The organism is Rheinheimera sp. WS51 (assembly GCF_050936095.1).
Classification (GTDB): Bacteria; Pseudomonadota; Gammaproteobacteria; order Enterobacterales; family Alteromonadaceae; genus Alishewanella.
On the sequence record NZ_JBOTRC010000001.1, the window covers coordinates 245,186 to 266,742 of the forward strand.

At 40.0% G+C, this 21,557-nt stretch carries 15 protein-coding genes; 13 read left to right on the plus strand and 2 right to left on the minus strand.

Features of this window, described 5'->3' with window-relative positions; all coding sequences use genetic code 11:
• Nucleotide 1: 1 nt before the first annotated feature.
• The 4 genes from ACRCA4_RS01215 (at nucleotide 2) to ACRCA4_RS01230 (ending at nucleotide 3,986) form a co-directional block, all read left to right on the plus strand.
• Nucleotides 2–250, plus strand: a complete 249-nt coding sequence (locus ACRCA4_RS01215) for a hypothetical protein (RefSeq protein ID WP_313908030.1) — start codon at nucleotides 2–4, stop codon at nucleotides 248–250.
• Nucleotides 247–897: a nicotinamide riboside transporter PnuC gene (pnuC, locus tag ACRCA4_RS01220; protein WP_433182999.1), complete on the plus strand. Its 651-nt coding sequence runs from the start codon at nucleotides 247–249 to the stop codon at nucleotides 895–897. The genes ACRCA4_RS01215 and pnuC overlap by 4 nt, the downstream gene beginning before the upstream one ends.
• Complete coding sequence (locus ACRCA4_RS01225) at nucleotides 843–1,703, plus strand: phosphotransferase (protein ID WP_433183002.1); 861 nt, start codon at nucleotides 843–845, stop codon at nucleotides 1,701–1,703. The genes pnuC and ACRCA4_RS01225 overlap by 55 nt, the downstream gene beginning before the upstream one ends.
• Nucleotides 1,704–1,865: 162 nt before the next feature.
• Nucleotides 1,866–3,986, plus strand: a complete 2,121-nt coding sequence (locus tag ACRCA4_RS01230; protein WP_433183005.1) for a S9 family peptidase — start codon at nucleotides 1,866–1,868, stop codon at nucleotides 3,984–3,986.
• Between the two features lie 156 nt (nucleotides 3,987–4,142).
• Here ACRCA4_RS01230 and ACRCA4_RS01235 read toward each other — a convergent pair whose 3' ends face one another.
• Entirely contained in the window at nucleotides 4,143–5,675 is a 1,533-nt protein-coding gene (locus tag ACRCA4_RS01235) for a S10 family peptidase (protein WP_433183008.1), read from the minus strand.
• 263 nt (nucleotides 5,676–5,938) lie between these two features.
• Here ACRCA4_RS01235 and bfr (ACRCA4_RS01240) point away from each other — a divergent pair, with 263 nt between their 5' ends.
• The 7 genes from bfr (ACRCA4_RS01240) (at nucleotide 5,939) to ACRCA4_RS01270 (ending at nucleotide 16,477) form a co-directional block, all read left to right on the plus strand.
• Entirely contained in the window at nucleotides 5,939–6,412 is a 474-nt protein-coding gene (gene bfr / locus ACRCA4_RS01240) for a bacterioferritin (RefSeq protein WP_433183011.1), read from the plus strand.
• A 1-nt stretch (nucleotide 6,413) separates the two neighbouring features.
• Nucleotides 6,414–6,881 carry a bacterioferritin gene (gene bfr, locus ACRCA4_RS01245; RefSeq protein WP_433183014.1) on the plus strand — a complete coding sequence of 156 codons (468 nt, stop codon included), beginning with the start codon at nucleotides 6,414–6,416 and terminating at the stop codon, nucleotides 6,879–6,881.
• 230 nt (nucleotides 6,882–7,111) lie between these two features.
• A complete protein-coding gene (locus ACRCA4_RS01250) occupies nucleotides 7,112–9,985 on the plus strand; it encodes an insulinase family protein (protein ID WP_433183017.1) in 2,874 nt (957 codons plus the stop codon).
• A gap of 240 nt (nucleotides 9,986–10,225) precedes the next feature.
• Nucleotides 10,226–12,646 (plus strand): TonB-dependent receptor, encoded by a 2,421-nt coding sequence (locus ACRCA4_RS01255; protein ID WP_433183020.1) that lies wholly within the window; start codon nucleotides 10,226–10,228, stop codon nucleotides 12,644–12,646.
• Between the two features lie 134 nt (nucleotides 12,647–12,780).
• Nucleotides 12,781–13,797 carry a Fe(3+) ABC transporter substrate-binding protein gene (locus ACRCA4_RS01260; RefSeq protein ID WP_433183023.1) on the plus strand — a complete coding sequence of 339 codons (1,017 nt, stop codon included), beginning with the start codon at nucleotides 12,781–12,783 and terminating at the stop codon, nucleotides 13,795–13,797.
• Between the two features lie 7 nt (nucleotides 13,798–13,804).
• Complete coding sequence (locus ACRCA4_RS01265; protein ID WP_433183026.1) at nucleotides 13,805–15,439, plus strand: ABC transporter permease; 1,635 nt, start codon at nucleotides 13,805–13,807, stop codon at nucleotides 15,437–15,439.
• Between the two features lie 3 nt (nucleotides 15,440–15,442).
• Complete coding sequence (locus ACRCA4_RS01270) at nucleotides 15,443–16,477, plus strand: ABC transporter ATP-binding protein (RefSeq protein WP_433183029.1); 1,035 nt, start codon at nucleotides 15,443–15,445, stop codon at nucleotides 16,475–16,477.
• 67 nt (nucleotides 16,478–16,544) lie between these two features.
• Here ACRCA4_RS01270 and ACRCA4_RS01275 read toward each other — a convergent pair whose 3' ends face one another.
• A complete protein-coding gene (locus ACRCA4_RS01275) occupies nucleotides 16,545–18,428 on the minus strand; it encodes a hypothetical protein (RefSeq protein ID WP_433183032.1) in 1,884 nt (627 codons plus the stop codon).
• Nucleotides 18,429–18,933: 505 nt separating this feature from the next.
• On the opposite strand from ACRCA4_RS01275, the gene ACRCA4_RS01280 reads away from it, so the two are divergent.
• Both ACRCA4_RS01280 and ACRCA4_RS01285 read left to right on the plus strand, forming a co-directional pair.
• Nucleotides 18,934–20,532 carry an AbgT family transporter gene (locus ACRCA4_RS01280; RefSeq protein WP_433183034.1) on the plus strand — a complete coding sequence of 533 codons (1,599 nt, stop codon included), beginning with the start codon at nucleotides 18,934–18,936 and terminating at the stop codon, nucleotides 20,530–20,532.
• 125 nt (nucleotides 20,533–20,657) lie between these two features.
• A complete protein-coding gene (locus ACRCA4_RS01285) occupies nucleotides 20,658–21,371 on the plus strand; it encodes a SapC family protein (RefSeq protein WP_433183037.1) in 714 nt (237 codons plus the stop codon).
• Nucleotides 21,372–21,557 lie beyond the last annotated feature (186 nt).

The following is a 21,557-nucleotide window of genomic DNA, read 5'->3' on the forward strand; positions in this document are numbered from 1 at the left end:
GATGAAATTAACCGTAGAAATAAGCAGCTACCCATTAGCAGATGATTACCTAACGCCAATTAAAGGCTTTATTGAGCAGTTAAATGGTTATCCTTCTATTTTGGTGTTAACCAATACCTTAAGCACCCAAATGTTTGGTGATTATGATGAAGTGATGCAGGCCTTACAGGAATGTATTAAATGGTCGTTTGAAAAATACGGCAAGGTTATCTTTGTTTGTAAGTTTTTACATGGTGATTTAAGGCCATGAGTGAGTTGCTAAGTAAAGCTATTGCCGATTGGCAGTTAATGCAAAGTGTTGAACTAATAGCAACTTTACTGGCGCTGGCTTATGTGATCCTAGCTTTAAAGCAAAGCTTATGGTGTTGGCCTGCGGCTTTACTTAGTACGATTTTATTTACTCAAGTAATGTGGCATTCGGCGTTATTGTCGGATGCTATTTTGCAACTCTATTACGCTGGTATGGCCATTTATGGTTGGTGGCGTTGGCAACAGCTAAAACAAAGTGTTAAAGCCGGTGCCGCAGGTGATAAACAAGCGCCTGTATATGAGTGGTCATGGCAGCGCCATGGACTATTAATTAGCCTAACTGCAGTAATAGGTTTAGGGCTTGGCTATTTTATGGCGGGTTATACACAAGCTGATTTTGCTTACTTAGACGCCCAAACAACGGCCTTTAGTGTTATGGCTACTTGGCTTGTAACACGCAAACTGGTTTCTAATTGGCTGTACTGGGTGGTTATTGATGCCGTCTCTATTTTTGTTTATGCGCAAAAGCACCTGTATTTTCTTACTGGCTTGTTTATGCTATATACCATTATCGCTCTAGCAGGATATTTTGTGTGGCGTCATCATTTTGTACAACAGCAGCAACAGAGCCTAACAGTCAACGCATAGCGCAGCTTTGTAAGCAATTAGAGTTTTTTGCTAATCAGCAAGTGCAACATATTCAGCCATTATCACATGGTCAAAGTAACCAGAGTTATCATATTATTACTGATAGAGCTGAATATGTTCTACGCAGCTACCCAGCGCAACATAAGCAATGCCGCCAGCAAGAGTTAACCATACAACACGCGGCGGCTGTGCATGGTTTAGCACCAGCACCCTTATGCTTGAATAACCATCAACAAATTATGATCAGTGACTTTGTTTCAGGTGGCGAAGCCTTTAATTATCAGCGTCATGATACTAAGCAGCTAATAACTCATATTGCTACCTTACATAAGCTAAAGGTGATGACATCAGTATTGCAACTAGAGGATTATTTGCAATTACTTGTTGATAAAGTGCAAGGTAATTCACAGCTTGATATCTCGCTGGTTAATCAGCTTTTTATAGCGGCTAAACAATTAATGACACTGCCAGCCGACACTGTGCTATGCCATCTTGATTTACATGCCGACAACCTACTGTGGGCTGATAATAGGTTGTGGCTGCTTGATTTTGAATATAGTCAACAAGCAGATAGTAGCCTAGATTTAGCCGCTCTTAGCTTGCATTATCAATTAAATACGCAGCAAGAGCAGCAGTTGCTAACTGCTTATGCGCAACAACGAAACCAAGCCAACTTAGAACAAGGTTTAACGATAAAAATACCATTAGCGAAACAGCTCTATTCAGGTTTTTGCTGGTTATGGTACTTGGCTAACCCAAGTTATTCAGCTCAGGCTAGCCATTGGCTGAAGTTAATTAAAAAATAGTTTAAAGCGAAGTATCTTAGGTCGCTTTAGCTATTCGCGGGAATCGTCGCTGTCTTATTTCTAATAAATAATATACTTAGTTACATATTTAAAAAGAGTATTAATGGGCTAACTATGGGTTTTATGTTAAATTTTGTGGCTGATTTCTCTGGAGAATAAATCATGTATAAACAGCCACTTTTCTTGCTAGGTATTAGTGCATTAAGTAGTTTTTGGGTATCGGCAGCTGAATTAACTGCGCCTATAGCGGTGCAACAGCCTTATACAGTTAGCTCACCTAATGGTGATAGACAAGATCCTTATTATTGGTTGCGCGATGACAGTCGAACCTCTGCTACCGTTTTAGATTATTTGTATCGTGAAAATAGTTATTTTGATCAATATAGCGCTAAATACCAGTCGCTAACGGATACATTAACAGACGAAATTATTGGCCGAATTAAACAAGATGATAGCTCAGTTCCTTATACTAAGGGCGATTACAGTTATTATAACCGTTTTGATGCTGGCAAAGAGTATCCGATCTATTTACGTAAATCGTTAAAAGACGGTACCGAGCAAGTGATGTTAGACGTCAACATTCTTGCTGCTGATAAAGACTTTTATCAGATAGCGAATATGAAGGTGAGCCCAGATCAAAATCTATTAGCCTATATGGAAGATGATAACGGACGGCGACAATATACGCTGAAAATACGTGATCTTCGCACCGGCCAAGACTTAACCGATGTTGTGGAGGGTTTATCTGGCAGCATTGCGTGGAGTAAAGACAGCAAAACCTTGTACTTTGTAAAAAATGATCCTGTTACCTTACTCAGCACTAAAGTGTTTCAGCATACCTTAGGCAATGATGTCGCTAAGGCTCGCCAAGTTTACGAAGAAAAAGACAACAGCTTTTATATGGGCGTAGGTAACAGCGGTGATAATAACTATGTGGTTATTTATCTTAGCAGCACTGTTTCAACCGAAATGCGAGTGCAAGATGCCACTAAACCTAACAGTGAATTTAAGGTGCTAGCACCACGGCAACGTGATTTTAAGTACTCAGCCGGCCATATCAATAACAAATGGGTTATTAGCACTGACTGGGATGCGCCAAATTTTCGCTTAATGACAGTTGATGCCGACAAAATAGGTGATCGTAATCAGTGGCAACCATTAATTAAACACGATAAAAACGTTTTTATTGAAGACTTCGAATTATTTAACGATTATTTAGTTATTAACGAAAGAAGTAATGGCTTATTGCGCTTAAAAGTCATGCCATGGGCAGCAGCGGATAAAGCCTTTTATATTGAGTATGATGAAGCCGCTTATGTTGCACAGCTAGAAACTAATTCAGAGCCAGATACCCATTGGCTGCGTTATAGCTATAGCTCATTAACTACACCTAATAGTGTTTTTGAGCACAATATGAAAACCGGTGAAAAGCGCTTATTAAAGCAGACCGAAGTATTAGGTGGCTTTGATAAAGCCAACTATGCCACTGACAGGGTGTGGGCAACGGCCGCCGATGGAGTAAAAGTGCCGGTTTCGTTGTTATATCGTAAGGGTATTCAGCGCGATGGCACAGCTCCTTTGTATCAGTATGCCTATGGCTCTTATGGTAGCTCTACAGATCCTTATTTTCGCTCTGTAGTGTTATCGCTAGTAGATCGTGGTTTTGTTTATGCCTTAGCGCATATTCGTGGTGGCCAAGAAATGGGCCGCCAGTGGTATGAAGACGGTAAGTTGCTTAATAAGAAGAATACCTTCACAGACTTTATTGCGGTGACCGATTATTTAGTTGCGAATAACTATGTTGCTAAAGATAAAGTGTTCGCCATGGGCGGCAGTGCAGGTGGATTATTAATGGGCGCTATAGCGAATATGGCACCAGAAAAATACCGTGGTTTAGTGGCACATGTTCCTTTTGTCGATGTTGTAACAACCATGTTAGACGAAAGTATTCCGTTAACCACTAACGAATTTGATGAATGGGGTAATCCGAAACAAAAAGCTTACTATGATTATATGCTGTCGTACTCGCCTTATGATCAAGTAAAAAAACAAGCCTATCCAGCCATGTTAGTGACAACCGGGTTACATGACTCGCAAGTTCAATACTTTGAACCAGCAAAATGGGTAGCTAAGTTGCGTACCCACAAAACAAATGATCAGCCTTTAATGTTTAAAGTAAACATGGAAGCTGGCCATGGTGGTAAATCTGGGCGCTTCTCACGCTTGGCAGAATATGCCCAGGAATATGCTTTTATACTTAATTTATTAGAGCAATCTAAGTAGTGGTAATAAAACAACTGTGACTAAGCCGCTGCGACTCAGTCATAGTTAAATAAAAAAGCCGAGCTAGATTAATCCAGCTCGGCTTTTTACTAAACACTAAACACTAAGCATTCACCCCTCAACATTAAGCACTCAGCACTCAATACTATGCACTCACTAGTATTTAGCTGCAACGCCTTCAGCAGGAATAGCCTCTAAAATAAATTGGCGTAAGTCATTATTCGACTTTTCTAAATCAGCACGACGTAAATACATCATATGGCCACTGCGATAGCCTTTAAAGCTTAAGCGATCTTTCATTTTACCGCTTGGATCAAGTTGCCACATATTGTATTTAGCATCAAAGTAATTGGTTGCTCCGTCATAATAACCTGACTGAGTTAATACTTTTAAATAGGGGTTTTGTGCCATCGCTTGGCGCAGGTTTTCTCCGGTGTTGTCACCTGAGCGATCCCAAGGGTGTACAGGGCCAAACATATTATATTTAATATCGGTTTTATAATTTAATTCGGCGCGTAAGTAATAATTAATAGCCGGTGTAAAAGAGTGCAACCAAGAGGTTAGCTCGGCATTGTAATCAGGGCGACTACCGGCTTCTTTTTTGTCGATACCTAAATAACGTGAATCTAACCGGCCCACGGTTTGGCCACGCTCGCGTAACAAGTCTTTCCAAAAATAAGCTGGGTTAATATCTAAGTTGTTTTGTAAGACTGTTTTTACCGATAAACCAGAATAAGCAGCAACTTTAGCGGCAATCTGCTGTTTTTCTTGTTCAGAAATAAAGGCGCCTTTTGCTAAAGCGGGTAAATATTGATTAATAGTGAAGTCTTCTACTTCAGGCAAAATATCGTATAAGTCTTTCTGTTGTAATTCAGGACTGAGTGCTTGGTGATACCAAGCGGTTGCCGCAAAGTAAGGCAGACGATTTGCCGCATCAACAGGGCCGTCACGCTTAATGCCAAGATCAGTAGGTGATACTAGCACTACGCCGTTTAAATACATCCATTGCTGATTTTGTAAGGCTAAGGCTAAACCTGATACACGGGTTGTGCCATAGCTTTCACCAATTAAAAACTTAGGTGACTGCCAGCGTTCATTACGAGTAACAAAAGTATTTAACCATTCAGCTAAATATTTCACATCGGCATTGACGCCAAAGAACATCTTTTGCTGTTGCTCTTTGGTTGGCATTTTACCTTCTTTATTAGGTAATACGCGTGAGTAACCCGTGTTAACAGGGTTAATAAAGACAATATCGGCAACATCTAATACTGAATAAGGGTTGGTTTTTACACCATAAGGCTGCACAGGGTAGCCTTCGTCATCAATATTTAATGTTTTAGGTCCAGTATAAGCAACATGCATCCACACAGAAGCCGAACCAGGGCCGCCGTTAAAAGACATTAATAAAGGGCGCTTACTGCGATCTTTAATATCTGAACGTTGGTAATACGTATAAAATAAAGTGGCAGTTGGTTCGCCGTCTTCATTCCATACCGGCTGTGTACCTGTAGTGGCGGTATACTCAAAGCGTTTACCATTTACGCTGGTTTTATGTTTAGTGACAACACTGTGATCAATTTCAATTTGGCGCTCTGTTGCTAACACAGAGTTGCTGGATAACAGCAACACTAGCAATAGCGCCTTAAAGATGGCCAGTGAATTTAAAGACATCGCTTTTAAAGACATAGTATTTCCTAAGGGTTAAATAAATCCTATAGTTAGGTTTACCGTAAAATTAAGCAAAATACAAAAGGCTTGAGACTAAAGCCGTGAAAACTAAGTTAATGTAAATACGCAGTATTTTCAGTCTAACTGCTTTATGCTAATAGTGATGCTAATACGAATTGATATCAATAATATAGTATTGATAAATAAAGGGTTTTTGCTTTAGTGCCTATTTTGCACTAGACTGTAAGCCATACCCTACTTATTAATTAAAAGGTGAGATTATGCAAGGCAACCCTAAGGTTCTGGCTAAATTAAATGAGGTGCTCACCAGTGAGCTAACGTCTATTAATCAGTATTTTTTACATGCTCGGATTTATAAAAATTGGGGGCTAAATGCTTTAAACGATAAATGCTATAAGAAATCGATTAAAGATATGAAGCAAGCCGATAAGCTTATTGAGCGAATATTAATGCTAGAAGGGCTGCCTAATTTACAAGCCCTAGGTAAATTGCGTATTGGTGAAGATACACCAGAAATGATGCAATGTGATTTTGACTTTCAGTTAGCACAATTTCCTTTATTACGTGAAGCGATAGCCTTGTGTGAAGTTGAGCAAGATTATGTTAGCCGCGATATTTTAACCGAAATACTCGAATACGAAGAAGGCCATTTAGACTGGTTAGAAACGCAGCAGCATCAAATTGAAGCACTAGGCTTAGCTAACTACCTACAAGCACAATTAGGAGATGAATAATATGAAAGGCAACACTAAGATTATTTCAGCACTAAATACATTATTAGCTAATGAGTTAGCGGCAATGGATCAATACTTTATTCACTCGCGTATGTATGAAGATTGGGGCTTGCAAAAGTTATTTGCTCGAATTGATCATGAATTTGAAGACGAAAAGGGCCATGCTTCAGCATTAATTGAGCGAATATTGTTTTTAGAAGGAACGCCTGATTTAACTAAACGTGATGCTATTCATGTTGGTAAAGACGTGCCAGAAATGCTGCAAAATGACTTAAATGTAGAATACGCAGTAGCCAAGCTATTAAAAGAAACTATGGCATTGTGTGAGCAAGAACAAGACTATGTGACACGTAATATTCTACAAACCTTATTAGATGATACCGAAATAGACCACGCCCATTGGTTAGAGCAGCAACTAAAATTGATTAAAGTATTAGGCTTGCCTAATTATTTACAATCACAAATCTAAGTTATAACCAAACTATGCACTAGTATGCCAGTGCTTATAATAAGTTATCTTAGGTAACAAGCCAGCTAAAATGCTGGCTTTTTTATGTAAGGTGTAAAGCAAGATGTAAAGTCGACTTTGAACACATTTCATTACAAAGCAAAACTACAGCAAGCTAACACTTCATTTACAGCATAGGGTAAAGTATAGGGTATTGATATTTTCTATTCGCATAACAAATTGGTATTTCAATGAAAAAAATTCTTCTTATTAGTGCAGTGTCACTGGCTGTTTTGGCTGGTTGTACTGCTATAAATAATGTTGCTGAAAGTCCAAGAGTGCAGTTAGAACAGCAACAAGTTATTACCAGCCCGAATGATCAGCGTGCCTATAAGGTTTTAACATTAAATAATAAATTAGAAGTAATCTTAGTGTCTGATCCTGCTGCAGAAAAGTCGGCAGCAGCGTTAAGCGTGGGTGTTGGCTTGTTACAAGATCCGATGACGCAACAAGGTATGGCGCATTATCTAGAACATATGCTGTTTTTAGGTACCGAACGCTACCCTGATACCAAAGGTTATAGTGAATTTATGACCAAAAACGGTGGAGCACAAAATGCGTACACTTGGCTAGATGTTACTAACTATATGTTTAAAGTGAATAATGACGCGTTTGATGAAGCGCTAGATCGCTTTTCAGACTTTTTTAAAGCCCCTAAGCTTTATCCTGAATATACAGATAAAGAGAAAAATGCCGTTAATGCCGAGTGGTCTATGCGCCGTGAAATGGATTTCTTTGGCCAGTATAAGTTAGCTAGGGCTATGATGGGCGATCATGCAGCAAACCGGTTTTTAATTGGTAACTTAGAGACATTAGGAGATAAAGAAAATAGTCAATTACATGCTGAAACTGTGGCATTTTATGAAAAATATTATTCTGCAAACATTATGAAAGTGGCGCTTATTAGCCATTTACCTTTAGCAGAAATGGAAAAATTAGCGCAAAAGCACTTTGCGAGTATTGAAAATAAAAATATCAAAAAACCTGAAATTTCTGACACACTCGACTTTAGCCTGTTAGGCGCTAAACGTATTCATTATGTACCTAATGAAGATGTTAAACAGTTACGAATTGATTTCACGATAGACAATAATGCCGACCAATTTGCCGTTAAACCTAATGAGTTTATTAGTTACTTATTAGGCTCAGAAATGCCGGGTAGCCCTGCGCAAAAATTAAAAGACATGGGCCTTATTTCGCAATTGAATGTTAGCGCAACACCTGACTTATATGGCAATTATGGCGCTTTAAGTGTTGATATTGACTTAACCGACATGGGAATGCAAAACCGTGAAGGTATTGTTGCTGTAGTAATGCAATATATTAATTTAATTCGGCAACAAGGTGTTGATAGTAAGTACTTTAAAGAAATTCAAACTAGCTTAAATAATAAGTTTCGCTTTTTAGAAAAAGGTGATGAGTTTGGCTATGCTTCTAGTTTAGCGGGTGCGATGCAAAAAGTGCCAGCTAAACATGCAATTAACGCGAATTATTTTTATCAGCAATTTGATGCCGAAGCTGTGCAGCAGGTGTTGCAACAATTAACGCCTGAGCGTTTACGAGTTTGGTATATTAGCCAGCAAGAGCCAAGCGATAGCGAGCTACACTTTTATAATGGTAAATATAAAATTAGCGATATTAGCCAAGAAGAGCAACAAAGCTGGCAGAAGTCGCCTTCTTTAGCGTTAAACTTACCCGCTGTAAACCGTTTATTACCTGAGCACTTTGCAATTAAACAAAATGCTAAACAAAACAAACCTAAGTTAATGCTTAGCGAAAATAACATTCAAGCTTGGTTTTACCCTAGCCAGCAATTTAGTCATCAACCTAAAGGTAGTTTAACTTTATTATTGAATATTAATAATAAGCAACAAGACATTAAGTCAGAGGTGATGCTGGCATTATGGCGTGATTTATATAACTTAACATATAGCGCCTTAGCAACAGAGGCCTCTATTGCCGGTATGCAAATGGGCTTAAATGAAGCCAATGGCTTAATTTTAACCCTGGCTGGCTTTACTGATAAGCAACCTGAGTTGCTGCAACAAGCCCTAGCCGGTTTAGCGGTAGAAGTTGATGAGCAAAGTTTTAATCAGGCAATAGATCGCTATGTGCGGGCTTTACAAAACAAATCAAAGCAGTTCCCGTATTATCAAGCCTTTAGTGCCTATAATAAGCTTATTCGTAATGGCAATTATGAAGCTGAGCAGTTAGCGGCGACAGCGCAAGTTTTAACATTAAATCAGCTACAGCAATTTATGCAGCAAACCTTGGCAAATAACCATGTCCGGCTATTTGCGTTTGGTAATTACGATAAAGCAGATTTGCAACAAATTGTGGATCAAGTAGATAAAGCCTTACCTGAAGATAGACAAACTCAGCCTTACCAAGCGACAACCTATTGGCAACCACAAACAGGTGAAACCTTAGTTATTCAGCGTGATGTTAATGTAGCCGATGTTGGATTAATGGATGTACACATTCACCCTGAACCTTCGTATCGTCAATTAGCCAGTGCAACAGTGTTAAGCAGCCACTTTAGTAATATAGCTTTTGATAAGCTGCGTACAGAAGAGCAACTCGCTTATGCCGTAGGCGGTACAGCAACAAAAGTGGATAACTATGTCGGTTTTGCCATGTTTATTCAAACACCGGTAAAAAGTGTTACTGAAATACAGGCACGCTTTGATCAGTTTAAACATCAGTATGCTGCTGAGTTAAGTGCTTTAACAGAAGAGCAATTTACTCAGTTAAAAGCCAGTACTTTAATTACCTTAAAACAGCCAGAAAAAAACCTACAGCAAGAAGTTGCTCCGCTATTACGTGATTGGTATCAAGAGAAGTTTGACTTTGATAGTAAGCAAAAGTTAATTGCCGCAGTCAAGCAAGTCACGTTAGCTGATGTAACAGCGTTTTATCAACAAACCATGTTAAACCCTGACGCTGCTAGGGTGTCGGTGCAAATTCGTGGTACTAAGTTTAAGCAAAAGCCTTTTGCTGACTTACCTAATCAGACACTCGTGTTAGATCTTGCCGAGTATCAACGCATGATGGCAAAACAATAATAGATTGTTGCGAAAACTCAGCATGCATTAGCTTAAGCTTTTGTTAGCTTAGGTTTAGGCTAAACAGCAAAGCCCAAAAGACCAAACGGCATTTACTGCGTTTGGTCTTTTTTTGATAAAAAAATTCTATTTTATATTGCTTGGCAGTTAAAAAATGTTATAACATCACATATATTGAGTTGTGATAATATCACATTGATATTGTTGATTTGAAAGTAAGTGCTATTAATAGGAATAAAGATGTTTACTAAAACGGCTATAGCGAGTTTGTTAGTTGCTTCTATGTGTGCTGCGCCGCTTTTGGCGCAAACGGTGTCAGGTGTTGTAACTGACACTAAAGGTGAGCCACTCAAAGGAGCAGAAGTGTCTATTATTGGCGAAAATATTCGTGTTAAAACAGATAGTTCAGGCCGCTTTGTTATTGAGAACTTACATGGCTTAGAGGCTGAGCTACATGTTGAAGCCAAAGGTTTTGCTCATCGCAATTTTCATTTTACTGTGCCAGAAGCGGGGTTAACCGATGTGCAACTTGCATTATTAACCTCTGCGATTGAAGTGATTGATGTTAAAGCGAGTCCGTTTCATGCATCGGCCAATGAGTCGGCTTTACCTGTTAGCGTGCTTGCTGGTGATAATTTAAAAATGCGTCAAGCTGCCACTTTGGGTGACACCTTAAAAAATGAAGTTGGCGTACATAGTAGCTTCTACGGTGGCGTTGCAAGTAGTCCTATTATTCGCGGTTTAGATGGCCCACGAGTATTAATTACGCAAAATGGTTTAGGTTCAGGCGATGCCTCGCGCGTGGGCCCTGATCATAGTGTTGCTGCAGAGGCCAGTACGGCGACACAAATTGAAGTGTTACGCGGCCCTGCCACCTTATTTTATGGTAGCGGAGCTATTGGTGGTGTCGTTAATGTTGTTGATCAGCGAGTACCTACCGATAACCTGCCAAGGGCAGAGTGGATGCTAGAGCATGGCTCGGTAAATAATGAAAAGCTAGCCAGTGGCTCTGTTAGCACAGGGGGCGATAACTTTGCTGTTTATGCCGATGCTTTTATTCGTGACAATGATGCTTACAAAGTACCGCACAATCAAGTTGCGCATGCAGAACATGAGCACGAACATGAGGATGAAGCCGATACTGCTGGATTAAATAAAGTAGACAATACTCAAGCTAAGGCGACAGGCTTTACACTGGGGACGAGTTATTTACTCGATAATGGTTTTATTGGCATGTCTTATGGGCGCTTAGATCGTGAATATGGTGTACCAGGCCATAGCCATGCTGGCCATGATCACGATGAAAGCGAAGTACTGCCAGAGGTATTTGCCGATTTAAAGCAAAATCGTTGGCAGCTACTTAGCGAATTAAACTTACAACATGACTTTATTCGGCAAATTAATAGTCGCTTTGCTTATACAGACTACATACATAAAGAAATTGAAGGCAGCGAAGTCGGAACGGTATTTAGCAATGATAGCTATGAGGCAAGGCTAGAAATATTGCACCGCCCACGTAATGAATGGCTAGGCGGTATCAGCTTACATTATAAATATAGTGACTTTTCTGCCGTTGGCGCTGAAGCCTTTACTCCGCCGTCACAAAGTGAAATGTTCGGTTTAGCTTGGATGGAAGAGCGTCATTTTGGGCCTGTGCTAATGCAATTAGGAGCGCGGATAGAGCAAGTGACGATAGAAGCGAAAAATGTTGCTTTGCCTAGCGTAGATTTGCACCAGCATGATGGCGGGCATGAAACTCTGCCTGAAGAAGACCATGACCATAGTACTGAAGTCTTTGCCGTAAAAGAGCGGTTTACGCCTTATAGCGTGTCGGCGGGTGCCGTTTGGGATTTTGCTAGTGGCTATAATTTAGGCTTGTCGTTGTCACGTTCACAGCGGGCGCCTTCCGCGGCTGAGTTATTCGCATTTGGTCCTCATATTGGCACGAGCTCTTATGAAGTGGGTGGCTTGTTTCAGCTAGATAATGATGGTGATGGTTTTATCTTGTCTCAGCAACCAATACAGCTAGAAGTGGCCAATAATATAGATTTATCATTGCGCAAATTTAGCGGCGATGTCGGCTTTGTTTTAAATGCATTTTATAACCAAGTTGATGACTATTATTACCAGCAGCACACAGGGTTATATATTGAATCAGGCCATGACGAGGGGGGAAACGGCGGAGAAGCTGAGCATCAGCATGACGATGAGTTACCAGTTTATCTGTTTACACCAGCTGATGTGAAGTTGCACGGTTTTGAAGGCCAGTTTGTTTGGCGTATGGCAGATCCGTATACATTAACCTTACAGGCCGATTATATTAGGGCACGCTTAGCCCAAGGAGGTGATTTGCCGCGTACGCCGCCTCTGCGATTAGCTGCTGAACTTGCTTATGATTTTGGTGATATGAGTGCTGATATCAGGGCTACTCATTACTTAAAACAAGATAAAGTTGCAGCGCAAGAGTCGGCAACATCTGGCTATACCTTAATTGATGCGAATGTAAATTATCGCTTTTATTTAGCGCAGCAAGAACTAGCGCTTTATGTTAAAGGACAAAATTTAGCGAATGAGTATGCAAGAGTGCATACGTCATTTTTAAAAGAGATTGCGCCTTTGCCAGGACGCTCTATTGCTTTAGGTATTCGCGGTAGTTTTTAAGCACACTTTTAAGTACTCTTTAGCGCTCTATTAGCGATAAAATTCACTAGCAGAGTGCCAATTAGTATTGAGAACTATTCTTGTTTGTGTTCTAATCACGGCATTATTTTCCAGTCCGCCTTAGGAGCAACAAGATGAAATTTGTTTCAGTTATCAGCTTAGTCAGTGCCAGTATATTAAGTAGTCTTGTGCCAATAGCCCATGCTGCTGAAGTTAATATCTACTCAGGTCGCCAAGAAGAGCTAGTTAAACCTTTATTAGATAAGTTTTCTGCTCAAACGGGTATTAAAGTAAACTTAATTACCGGTAAAGCGGATGAGCTTATTAGTAGAATGGTAAGTGAAGGTCGTAATAGTCCTGCTGATGTTTTAATTAGCTCAGATGTTGGCCGTTTATATCGGGCGAAGCAGCAACAAGTATTACAGTCTGTTCAATCAGATACCTTAACGAGCACTATCCCAAGTGCGCTGCGTGATCCTAACGGTTATTGGTATGGTTTAACTATGCGAGCTCGGCCCATTATGTATGTTACAGGTAAGGTAGATCCTGCCGAGTTATCAACTTATGCCGATTTAGCTAGCCCGAAGTGGAAAGGTCGAATTTGTGTTCGTTCATCTAATAACATTTATAATCAGTCATTAACGGCTAGCTTTATTGCCCACGATGGCGCTGAAGCGACTGCAAAATGGGCACAAGGTTTTGTTGCTAATTTTGCTCAACCTCCGCGCGGGGGGGACCGAGACCAAATTAAAGCAGCAGCGGCTGGAGTTTGTGATATTGCTATCGCCAATACTTACTATTTAGCGGGTATGTTAGCCGACGATAGCCAAAAGCAAATTGCCCAAAAAGTAAGTGTTTTTTGGCCAAACCAAACTACAGATGGCGTACATGTAAATATTTCTGGTGCCGGCGTAGCTAAATATGCACCAAATAAAACAGAAGCGATTAAGTTGCTAGAGTTTATGACCACAGCTGAAGCACAGCAATGGTACGCTGAAGCTAATCATGAGTATTCTATTCGTGACGATGTGCCAGCGAGCGAAATTTTACAACGCTTTGGTGACTTTAAAGCCGATACCTTACAACTTGAAAATTTAGGCGAATTAAATGCAGATGCTATTCGTTTAATGGATCGCGCAGGCTGGAAGTAATTGCTAGATGGCATCGCCAAAATTTGACTACTGGCGCGGGTTAGTTTTACTACCCGCGTTAATTTTAGCCCTTCCTGTACTGGTTGTTTTTGCCAGTGTTTTCACACCTCAATACGAAACGTGGCAACATCTACGACAAACCGTTTTATCTGACTATGTTATTAACTCGCTGTTATTGGCTGTTGGCACCGGACTGGGTGCGGTAGTTATAGGCACAACAAGTGCTTGGTTAATTAGCCAGTATAACTTTTTTGGCCGCCGGTTATTACAGTGGTTGTTATTGCTACCCTTAGCCATGCCGGCTTATATTATTGCTTACACTTATACTGGCTTGCTGGATTTTTCAGGCCCTATTCAAAGCGGGCTTCGAGCGAGTTTTTCTTGGTCATACGGCGACTATTGGTTTCCTGAAATCCGCTCATTAGGCGGCGCTATCATCATGTTAATGTTAGTGTTGTATCCTTATGTTTATATGCTAGCTCGTAGTGCATTCACTGAACAAAGTGGCTCTTTAGCTGAATCAAGCAGAAGCTTAGGTTTAAATACTCGTCAGCACTTTTTTCGAGTGGCTTTGCCGTTAGCAAGACCAGCCATTTTAACTGGTACGGCTTTAGCCATGATGGAAGCCTTTGCTGACTATGGCACTGTGCAATACTTTGGTGTTTCTACCTTTACAACGGGTATTTTTCGTACTTGGTTTGGTTTAGGTAATCAGCCTGCAGCAGCTCAACTCGCGGCGATGCTAACAAGTTTTGTGCTGATTTTATTATTATTAGAGCAGTGGTCTAGACGAAAAATTCGTTATTATAATCAAGGCCAACGAACTAAACCTGCCACTCGAAAATCATTAAGTTTAGCTAAGCAAGTTCTGGTTTTTAGCTTGTGTTTTGCCCCAGTGTTATTTGGTTTTATTCTCCCCGCGAGTCAACTTGCATTATGGGCTTCTGATCACTACAGCATGTTGTTTAACCCTAATTTTACTGACTTAGTGTGGAACAGCTTTTCATTAGCGGCTATAGCTGCTGTGGTTTCAGTGATGCTGGCGCTGACTTTTGCTTATGCTAAGCGGCTGCGTAATAGTTTATTTGTTCGTTTGCCAGTACAAATGGCCGCTTTAGGTTATGCCATTCCCGGAACTGTTATCGCCATAGGGGTGATGATCCCGCTTGCGTGGCTAGATAACCGTATCGATTTATTAGCCGAAACCTGGTTTGGCATTCGTACCGGTTTATTATTTTCTGGTAGTTTATTTGCGTTAGTTTTAGCCTATAGTGTGCGTTTTTTAGCGGTATCATTACACAGTGTTGAGTCTGGATTATCACGCATTAAACCGAATATGGATAATGCTGCTCGCTCATTAGGGGCAACAAGTAGTGAGGTATTAACTCGAATTCATCTACCCTTATTGCGCGGTAGTGTATTAACGGCGTTATTATTGGTGTTTGTTGATGCGTTAAAAGAGCTGCCAGCGACGTTAATTTTACGGCCATTTAATTTTAATACCTTAGCTGTGCGCACCTATGAGTTGGCATCGGACGAGCGTTTAGCGGATGCCGCCTTACCGGCACTTTCTATAGTACTGGTGAGTCTACTACCCGTTATTATATTGGCCCGTGGCCTTGATACAGATTTAAAAGGGTAAGCCATGTTAACTTTGCAGCATGTTGTAATTGCTTATAATGCCTATACAGTGGTTAAAGACGTTAACTTTGCTTTAATGCCAGGCCAAATTGGCTGTTTGTTGGGCCCTTCTGGCTGTGGCAAAACCACTTTATTGCGGGCTATTGCTGGTTTTGAACAGCTAAAGTCGGGCAGTATTTCACTGCAGCAAAAACAGGTGAGTAGCGCACAAAAACATCTTAATCCAGAGCTGCGCCAAGTCGGCATGGTGTTTCAAGACTTTGCGTTATTTCCTCATTTATCGGTTGCTGATAATATTAGCTTTGGTTTAAAGCGAGCGAGTAAAGCTGAAAAAGCGGACAAAGTACGAGAGTTATTACAACTTGTTGGCTTGCCCAACTTAGGTAATCGCTTTATGCATCAGCTTTCTGGCGGGCAGTTACAGCGTGTTGCTTTAGCCAGAGCCTTAGCTCCCGAGCCAAAAGTCTTATTATTAGATGAACCTTTTTCTAGCCTAGATGCTGATTTACGGGAAAGTTTAGCGCGTGATATTAGAGCTATTTTAAAGAAACTAAAGATCACCGCTTTATTAGTGACGCATGATCAACATGAAGCCTTTGCCATGGCCGATATTATTGGTGTTATGTCTGACGGTGCTTTGCAGCAATGGGCAACACCTTATGAGTTATATCATAAACCGGCGAATCGCTTTGTTGCTGACTTTATTGGCCGTGGCGTCTTATTACCCGGCACTGTACTTGCCGATAATAAAGTGGCAATAAGTTTAGGTGCGTTTAGCCAAAGTTATAATACAACCTTAGCGCAAGGCTCTCGAGTCGATGTGTTAATTAGGCCTGATGACATTGTTCATGATGACGATAGCCCTATCGCTGCCAAAATTATTGAGAAAACCTTTCGCGGCTCGCATATCTTATATCAATTAAAGTTAAAAAGTGGTGAGCAGGTTCAGTGTTTAGCGTTAAGTCACCATAACCATGCCATAGGTGAAGATTTAGGCATTCGCTTAGACTTAGATCACTTAGTGGTTTTTCCGGCATAAATAGTCGTTTATACGTGGTTACAGCACCCTTGAGCAGAGTCAAGGGTGCTAGCATAGCTAAGTTAGCTTAATTGCTATCTTTAGGTTGTTCTAATGGCAGCGAGGCGCTCGCTTCTGCATCAGCTTGCGGGCTGGCCAGTGTGGCTTGGTCCGGTGTAACTGGCATAGCACGAGATTGCTGATTAATCTGATGGATTTGGTTTGTATTTGCCAAATCTTGCTCATTCTTAATGCTAGCGATGGTTTCCCTATCAGAAAAGAAGCTACGAATATCATCGATAATAGACTGCATTTCTTGTGGGTTCTCTTTCATCTCTAAAATATGTCTTGGATGCTCAACATTTTTAGCACCACTGTCTGCAAAGGTGCTGGTCATAATGCGTGAGGTAATAACCCAAGGCGTTAATGACGAACGCATAACATAGTTTTCAGAAGCGGTAGAGTCGTAAATTCCTTTACCTGTGGTTAGCTTACTTTCAGTATAAGTTCCTTCACACTTTAAATAGACTAATAAAGAATTAAAGTTTAATTCGGCCCAAAAAGTATGACTGTAATTTTGTAATAAACGACCAAAGCTATGGCAAATTAACCAGCTAAATAACAGGCTTAAAATAAACTGGCTTTGATTAAATAATTGAATGACAATTTGTTCCGCTTCTGCACTGTTGTTTCTGCTGTGAGTTAAAGCATTGACTAAGGCTAATACGTCTTTCACTTCAAACAGCAAATAAAATAAGATAAGTGGCCCAATTAATAACAATACCTGACCTATGGCAGTGGCAACAATGCGTAATTGCTTAAATAAAGCGGTGTGTGGCAAAGGAGCATATTCAGGCTGGGTTTCAATCATTACTTCGCCATTAAAATTACCTTTACTTTCAGACTGCTCATTAAGGTTAGGATTTAGCTCACGGTAAACGCGGTTGGGGATCTCTTTATACCTGCGGTTTGCCATAACAATATTATCGATATTAACAAATAGCTCGCGTGGATGAATATTTTCTTGCCAGTTGGCTCTAAATTCAGCAACTTTAGTTTGGGCTTCAACTTGTGCAGTACGTTGCTTTAATAGAATAAAAATTAAACTACCGCTAATGGCGGCAAAGAAAAGTACTAATAATAACTGAGGCAAAACAGCGAAACTCTCAATGTTAGAACTTTCTAAGCGACTAATTAATTGGGCAACGTCAGGTTGTTGTAATAAAAAATTTATAACTAAACCTAAGACAACGGGAGCCAAAATAGCAAAGGTCATAATTTTGGCTAGTTTAAGTGTGCCTTGAGTTTCTATAGCCCGTTCAGCGTGGCGATAAACGGTACTAGCTGCTCGCCAAGTTAAAATTAAATAGACCACTAAAACAAATGAAAAAATAGGCAGTAAAATATCACCCGTAGTGCCAACTAAGCCAGTTAAGCAAACAAAAGCGGTTAAGGCATAAGCAATTAATGCGACAGCTGTAGCGATAAGAGCGCCTGAAAAGCGCTGAGCAAGATTGCGCAGTGGGTAAGGTAAAAAGATCAGTTTAGTGACTAAGGTGTGCACAAAGCGAGAAATAAAACCATCTGGCTCAACAAAGGTTTTATTTTTCCGGCCCATCAGCATTTCTTCTAAATCAATACTTTTATAGTGAGGCGTTTCTAACTTAGCTGTTTCACGTTCAGATTTACTGTAGTTAGGTGCAAGTGAGGTAGGGACACTGCGACCAACAAAAAAACGAAACATTTGAAAGATGCCACCACCTAAAGCGCGCAAGCCACCGGCTAATAAGACAAAACCTACCCCAGCATAAATCCAAGCTAGGGTTTTATCTTCTTGTACTAAATTGATGACTTGGAGTAACGGGTAAATACCTAAAAGGCTAACCAGCAACCCCCTAACTGCTCTAAACAGTCCTTCAACTTTAAAGGGATTGCGGATCCCTAAAGATTCACTGCCGTAATCATAGGCCATTACTACTTCCTTTTTTATTAATATTATCGTTAGGTATTTTGCAGTAATGGACTCATATTGCAATGGTTTTTGTTAACAATTATATAGATCACAAAGCTTACTTTTAGTACAGCAGTAGCTAAGCGGTTTAGATTTTTATTAACGATGAACGATTAAGTAATATTCAGATTGTTGTGATAAAAACCGAAATTATCACTGATGAAATGATTTAGTTTAGTTAGCATCTTAGCTAGAACTAACAAAGGCACTTTAAAGTAGTTGTAGTTATTACTCAGTTATAGCTGTTTCTGTAAGATAACCGATAAAAAAGTAGCTTTTAGCTTTTTAGGTCTAGTGATTTATGCTAAGTTTCGTGCGCTTAAAAAAGTTACCTTAGTTGAAAAGGGCTTTTAAATAACAATTAATCTGTTTTATTGCCAGCTAGTTAGATAAATAGTGCCTAAAGTAGTTAAAGCTAAGGCTTTGCTAAAAGCACTCTGTTAGCTGCACTATTTGAGGAATTTACATGTCAGCACCTGATAATAATCAGCTGGTTGCTAACGGTAAAAAAAGTGTTTTTACACGCTTTTTAGATACGGTTGAGTGGCTAGGTAATTTACTTCCCCATCCGGTCACTTTATTTGCCATGTTTGCGGTTGCAGTGGTTTTAGGCAGTGGTATTGCTTCTTACTTTGATGTTAATGCTATTGATCCTAGGCCAGAAGGAGCTGCCGGACGCGCCGCAGATGGTGTTATTCGCGTAGTTAACTTAGTTAGCGTTGATGGTTTGCAGCGCATAATTTCTAACTTAGTGACAAACTTTACTAGCTTCCCGCCGTTAGGTGTAGTGTTAGTTGCCTTATTAGGTGTGAGTATTGCCGAGCACTCAGGGCTTATTTCTGCGGCTATGCGTGGCCTAGTGATGGGCGCTTCAAAACGTGCTGTTACTGTAACAATCGTTTTTGCCGGTATTATCTCTAATACGGCTTCAGAGCTAGGTTATGTTGTTTTAATTCCGATGGCGGCGGTGATTTTTCACTCTTTAGGTCGTCACCCGTTAGCTGGTTTAGCCGCTGCTTTTGCTGGTGTGTCTGGCGGCTATAGTGCTAATTTATTTATTGGTACTGTTGATCCTTTATTAGCGGGCTTTACGCAACAAGCGGCTAATTTAATCGACCCAGGTTATACCGTAGGTCCTGAAGCGAACTGGTTTTTTATGATCCTAAGTACCTTTGTCATTTCTTTATTAGGCGCTTTTGTTACCGAGAAAATAGTAGAGCCTAAACTGGGTAAGTATGATGCTAATGAAGCGGCTGTTGATTTAGGCAATCCAAGTTTAGAAGCACTGACTAAAGATGAAAAGTTAGGCTTAAAAATGGCAGGCTTAGCCTTTTTAGGTTTAGGTATTTTATTAGTGTTAAGCGTATTGCCAGAGTGGGGGCCATTACGTCACCCTGAAACCGGCGAGGTAGCAGGTTCACCCTTCTTAAAAGGCATAGTGGTATTTATTTTTATTACCTTTGCTATTCCTGGTTTTGTGTATGGTCGTATCGTGGGTACTATGCGAAATGATCGTGATGTTATTGATGCTATGGCCAAAAGCATTAGCTCTATGGGCTTGTATATTGTATTAGTATTTTTCGCTGCGCAATTTGTCGCCTTTTTTGGTTGGTCAAATCTTGGTGCTATTATCGCCGTTAAAGGCGCAACAGCATTGCAGGAAATTGGTTTAACCGGGCCTGAGCTGTTTTTCTTCTTTATCGCTATGTGTGCCACTATCAATTTATCATTAGGCTCTGCCTCAGCACAGTGGGCGATATTTGCGCCTATTTTTGTGCCAATGTTGATGATCGTGGGTTATTCACCTGAGGTAATTCAAGCGGCTTATCGTATCGGCGATTCAGTGACTAACTTAATTACGCCTATGATGAGTTATTTTGGTTTAATTCTCGCTGTGGCTGCGCGCTATAAAAAAGATCTTGGTATAGGCACTCTCATTGCTACTATGCTGCCCTATACCTTAGTGTTCTTTATTGGCTGGACAGTATTATTTTATGTGTGGGTATTCTTGTTAGGAATGCCAGTTGGACCAGGTTCACCCACTTACTATGAATTTACTGGTTAAATAATAAAATTGTTTTGAAGTCAGTTAGGGAGTTGATCCGCTAGCTGACTTAGCGCATGATAAGTGCGAAACTGCTGCCTGATAGACATTAGCAGCCCAATATTATGATAGTAAAAGAGCGATTTATGACTTCAACTCCAAAAATTACGCCGTTAAACAAAGATGCGCATGCTGCCTTTAGAATAAATCAAGATAACGATTATGGTCATGTAGCCGAAGAGCATTTATTGCCAGTTACCGCCCATGAGTTTATTGTTGCTGGTGCTGAATATCCGATTGTGTTTATTAAAAATGAAGAAAAAAATGTTTATCACGCTGTTGTGATGCTCGGATTTGCTGATAGACAAAACTTATTTGTTCAAGACGCTAAGTGGCAAGGTATGTATGTACCTGTAGCTGCACGTAGCCATCCATTTGCATTAGTAAAAGAAAGCGAAGAAAGTGAGCGGCTATTAGTTGCTCTAGATGAAAATTCACCATTAGTAGGTACTGAAGAAGGTGAAGCCTTATTTAATGAAGATGGTACTGAAAGTGAATATTTAGCTAAACGTAAAGAGCATATGGCTGAATATTTAGAACTTAGTAAAATTACAACTACAATGATTGCTAAATTACAAAGTTTAGATTTATTTAAACAGCAAGTTCTTACCCTCAAAGTGCAGGGAGAGGATCGCCGAATTAATGGTATCTATTTAGTTGATGAGCAAAAACTAGCTGAATTAGACGATGCTGTAGTTGTTGAACTACATAAAAACGGCTATTTAAAAGTGATTTATGCTCATTTGTTATCGTTACAGCACACCGCAAAATTAGCACAGAAGGTTGCCAAAATCAGTTAATCGTTATAAGTAGAAGTTGCCACAATAAACTAAAAACCAGCTAATATATTTTAGCTGGTTTTTTTTATTGTTTTTATATCGCAACTACCTATATCACTACTTATTGTTATTAGCTTTTATATATCGTACAAATATTTTCAAAAGTTGACTCAACAATTAATCGTAAGACGATAATTGGTCGAAAGA

Coding starts and splice junctions, on each gene's coding strand:
- ACRCA4_RS01215 (WP_313908030.1), top strand. CDS start 2: ATGAAATTAACCGTAGAAATAAGCAGCTACCCATTAGCAGATGATTAC.
- pnuC (WP_433182999.1), top strand. CDS start 247: ATGAGTGAGTTGCTAAGTAAAGCTATTGCCGATTGGCAGTTAATGCAA.
- ACRCA4_RS01230 (WP_433183005.1), top strand. CDS start 1,866: ATGTATAAACAGCCACTTTTCTTGCTAGGTATTAGTGCATTAAGTAGT.
- ACRCA4_RS01235 (WP_433183008.1), bottom strand. CDS start 5,675: ATGTCTTTAAAAGCGATGTCTTTAAATTCACTGGCCATCTTTAAGGCG.
- bfr (WP_433183011.1), top strand. CDS start 5,939: ATGCAAGGCAACCCTAAGGTTCTGGCTAAATTAAATGAGGTGCTCACC.
- bfr (WP_433183014.1), top strand. CDS start 6,414: ATGAAAGGCAACACTAAGATTATTTCAGCACTAAATACATTATTAGCT.
- ACRCA4_RS01250 (WP_433183017.1), top strand. CDS start 7,112: ATGAAAAAAATTCTTCTTATTAGTGCAGTGTCACTGGCTGTTTTGGCT.
- ACRCA4_RS01255 (WP_433183020.1), top strand. CDS start 10,226: ATGTTTACTAAAACGGCTATAGCGAGTTTGTTAGTTGCTTCTATGTGT.
- ACRCA4_RS01260 (WP_433183023.1), top strand. CDS start 12,781: ATGAAATTTGTTTCAGTTATCAGCTTAGTCAGTGCCAGTATATTAAGT.
- ACRCA4_RS01265 (WP_433183026.1), top strand. CDS start 13,805: ATGGCATCGCCAAAATTTGACTACTGGCGCGGGTTAGTTTTACTACCC.
- ACRCA4_RS01270 (WP_433183029.1), top strand. CDS start 15,443: ATGTTAACTTTGCAGCATGTTGTAATTGCTTATAATGCCTATACAGTG.
- ACRCA4_RS01275 (WP_433183032.1), bottom strand. CDS start 18,428: ATGGCCTATGATTACGGCAGTGAATCTTTAGGGATCCGCAATCCCTTT.
- ACRCA4_RS01280 (WP_433183034.1), top strand. CDS start 18,934: ATGTCAGCACCTGATAATAATCAGCTGGTTGCTAACGGTAAAAAAAGT.
- ACRCA4_RS01285 (WP_433183037.1), top strand. CDS start 20,658: ATGACTTCAACTCCAAAAATTACGCCGTTAAACAAAGATGCGCATGCT.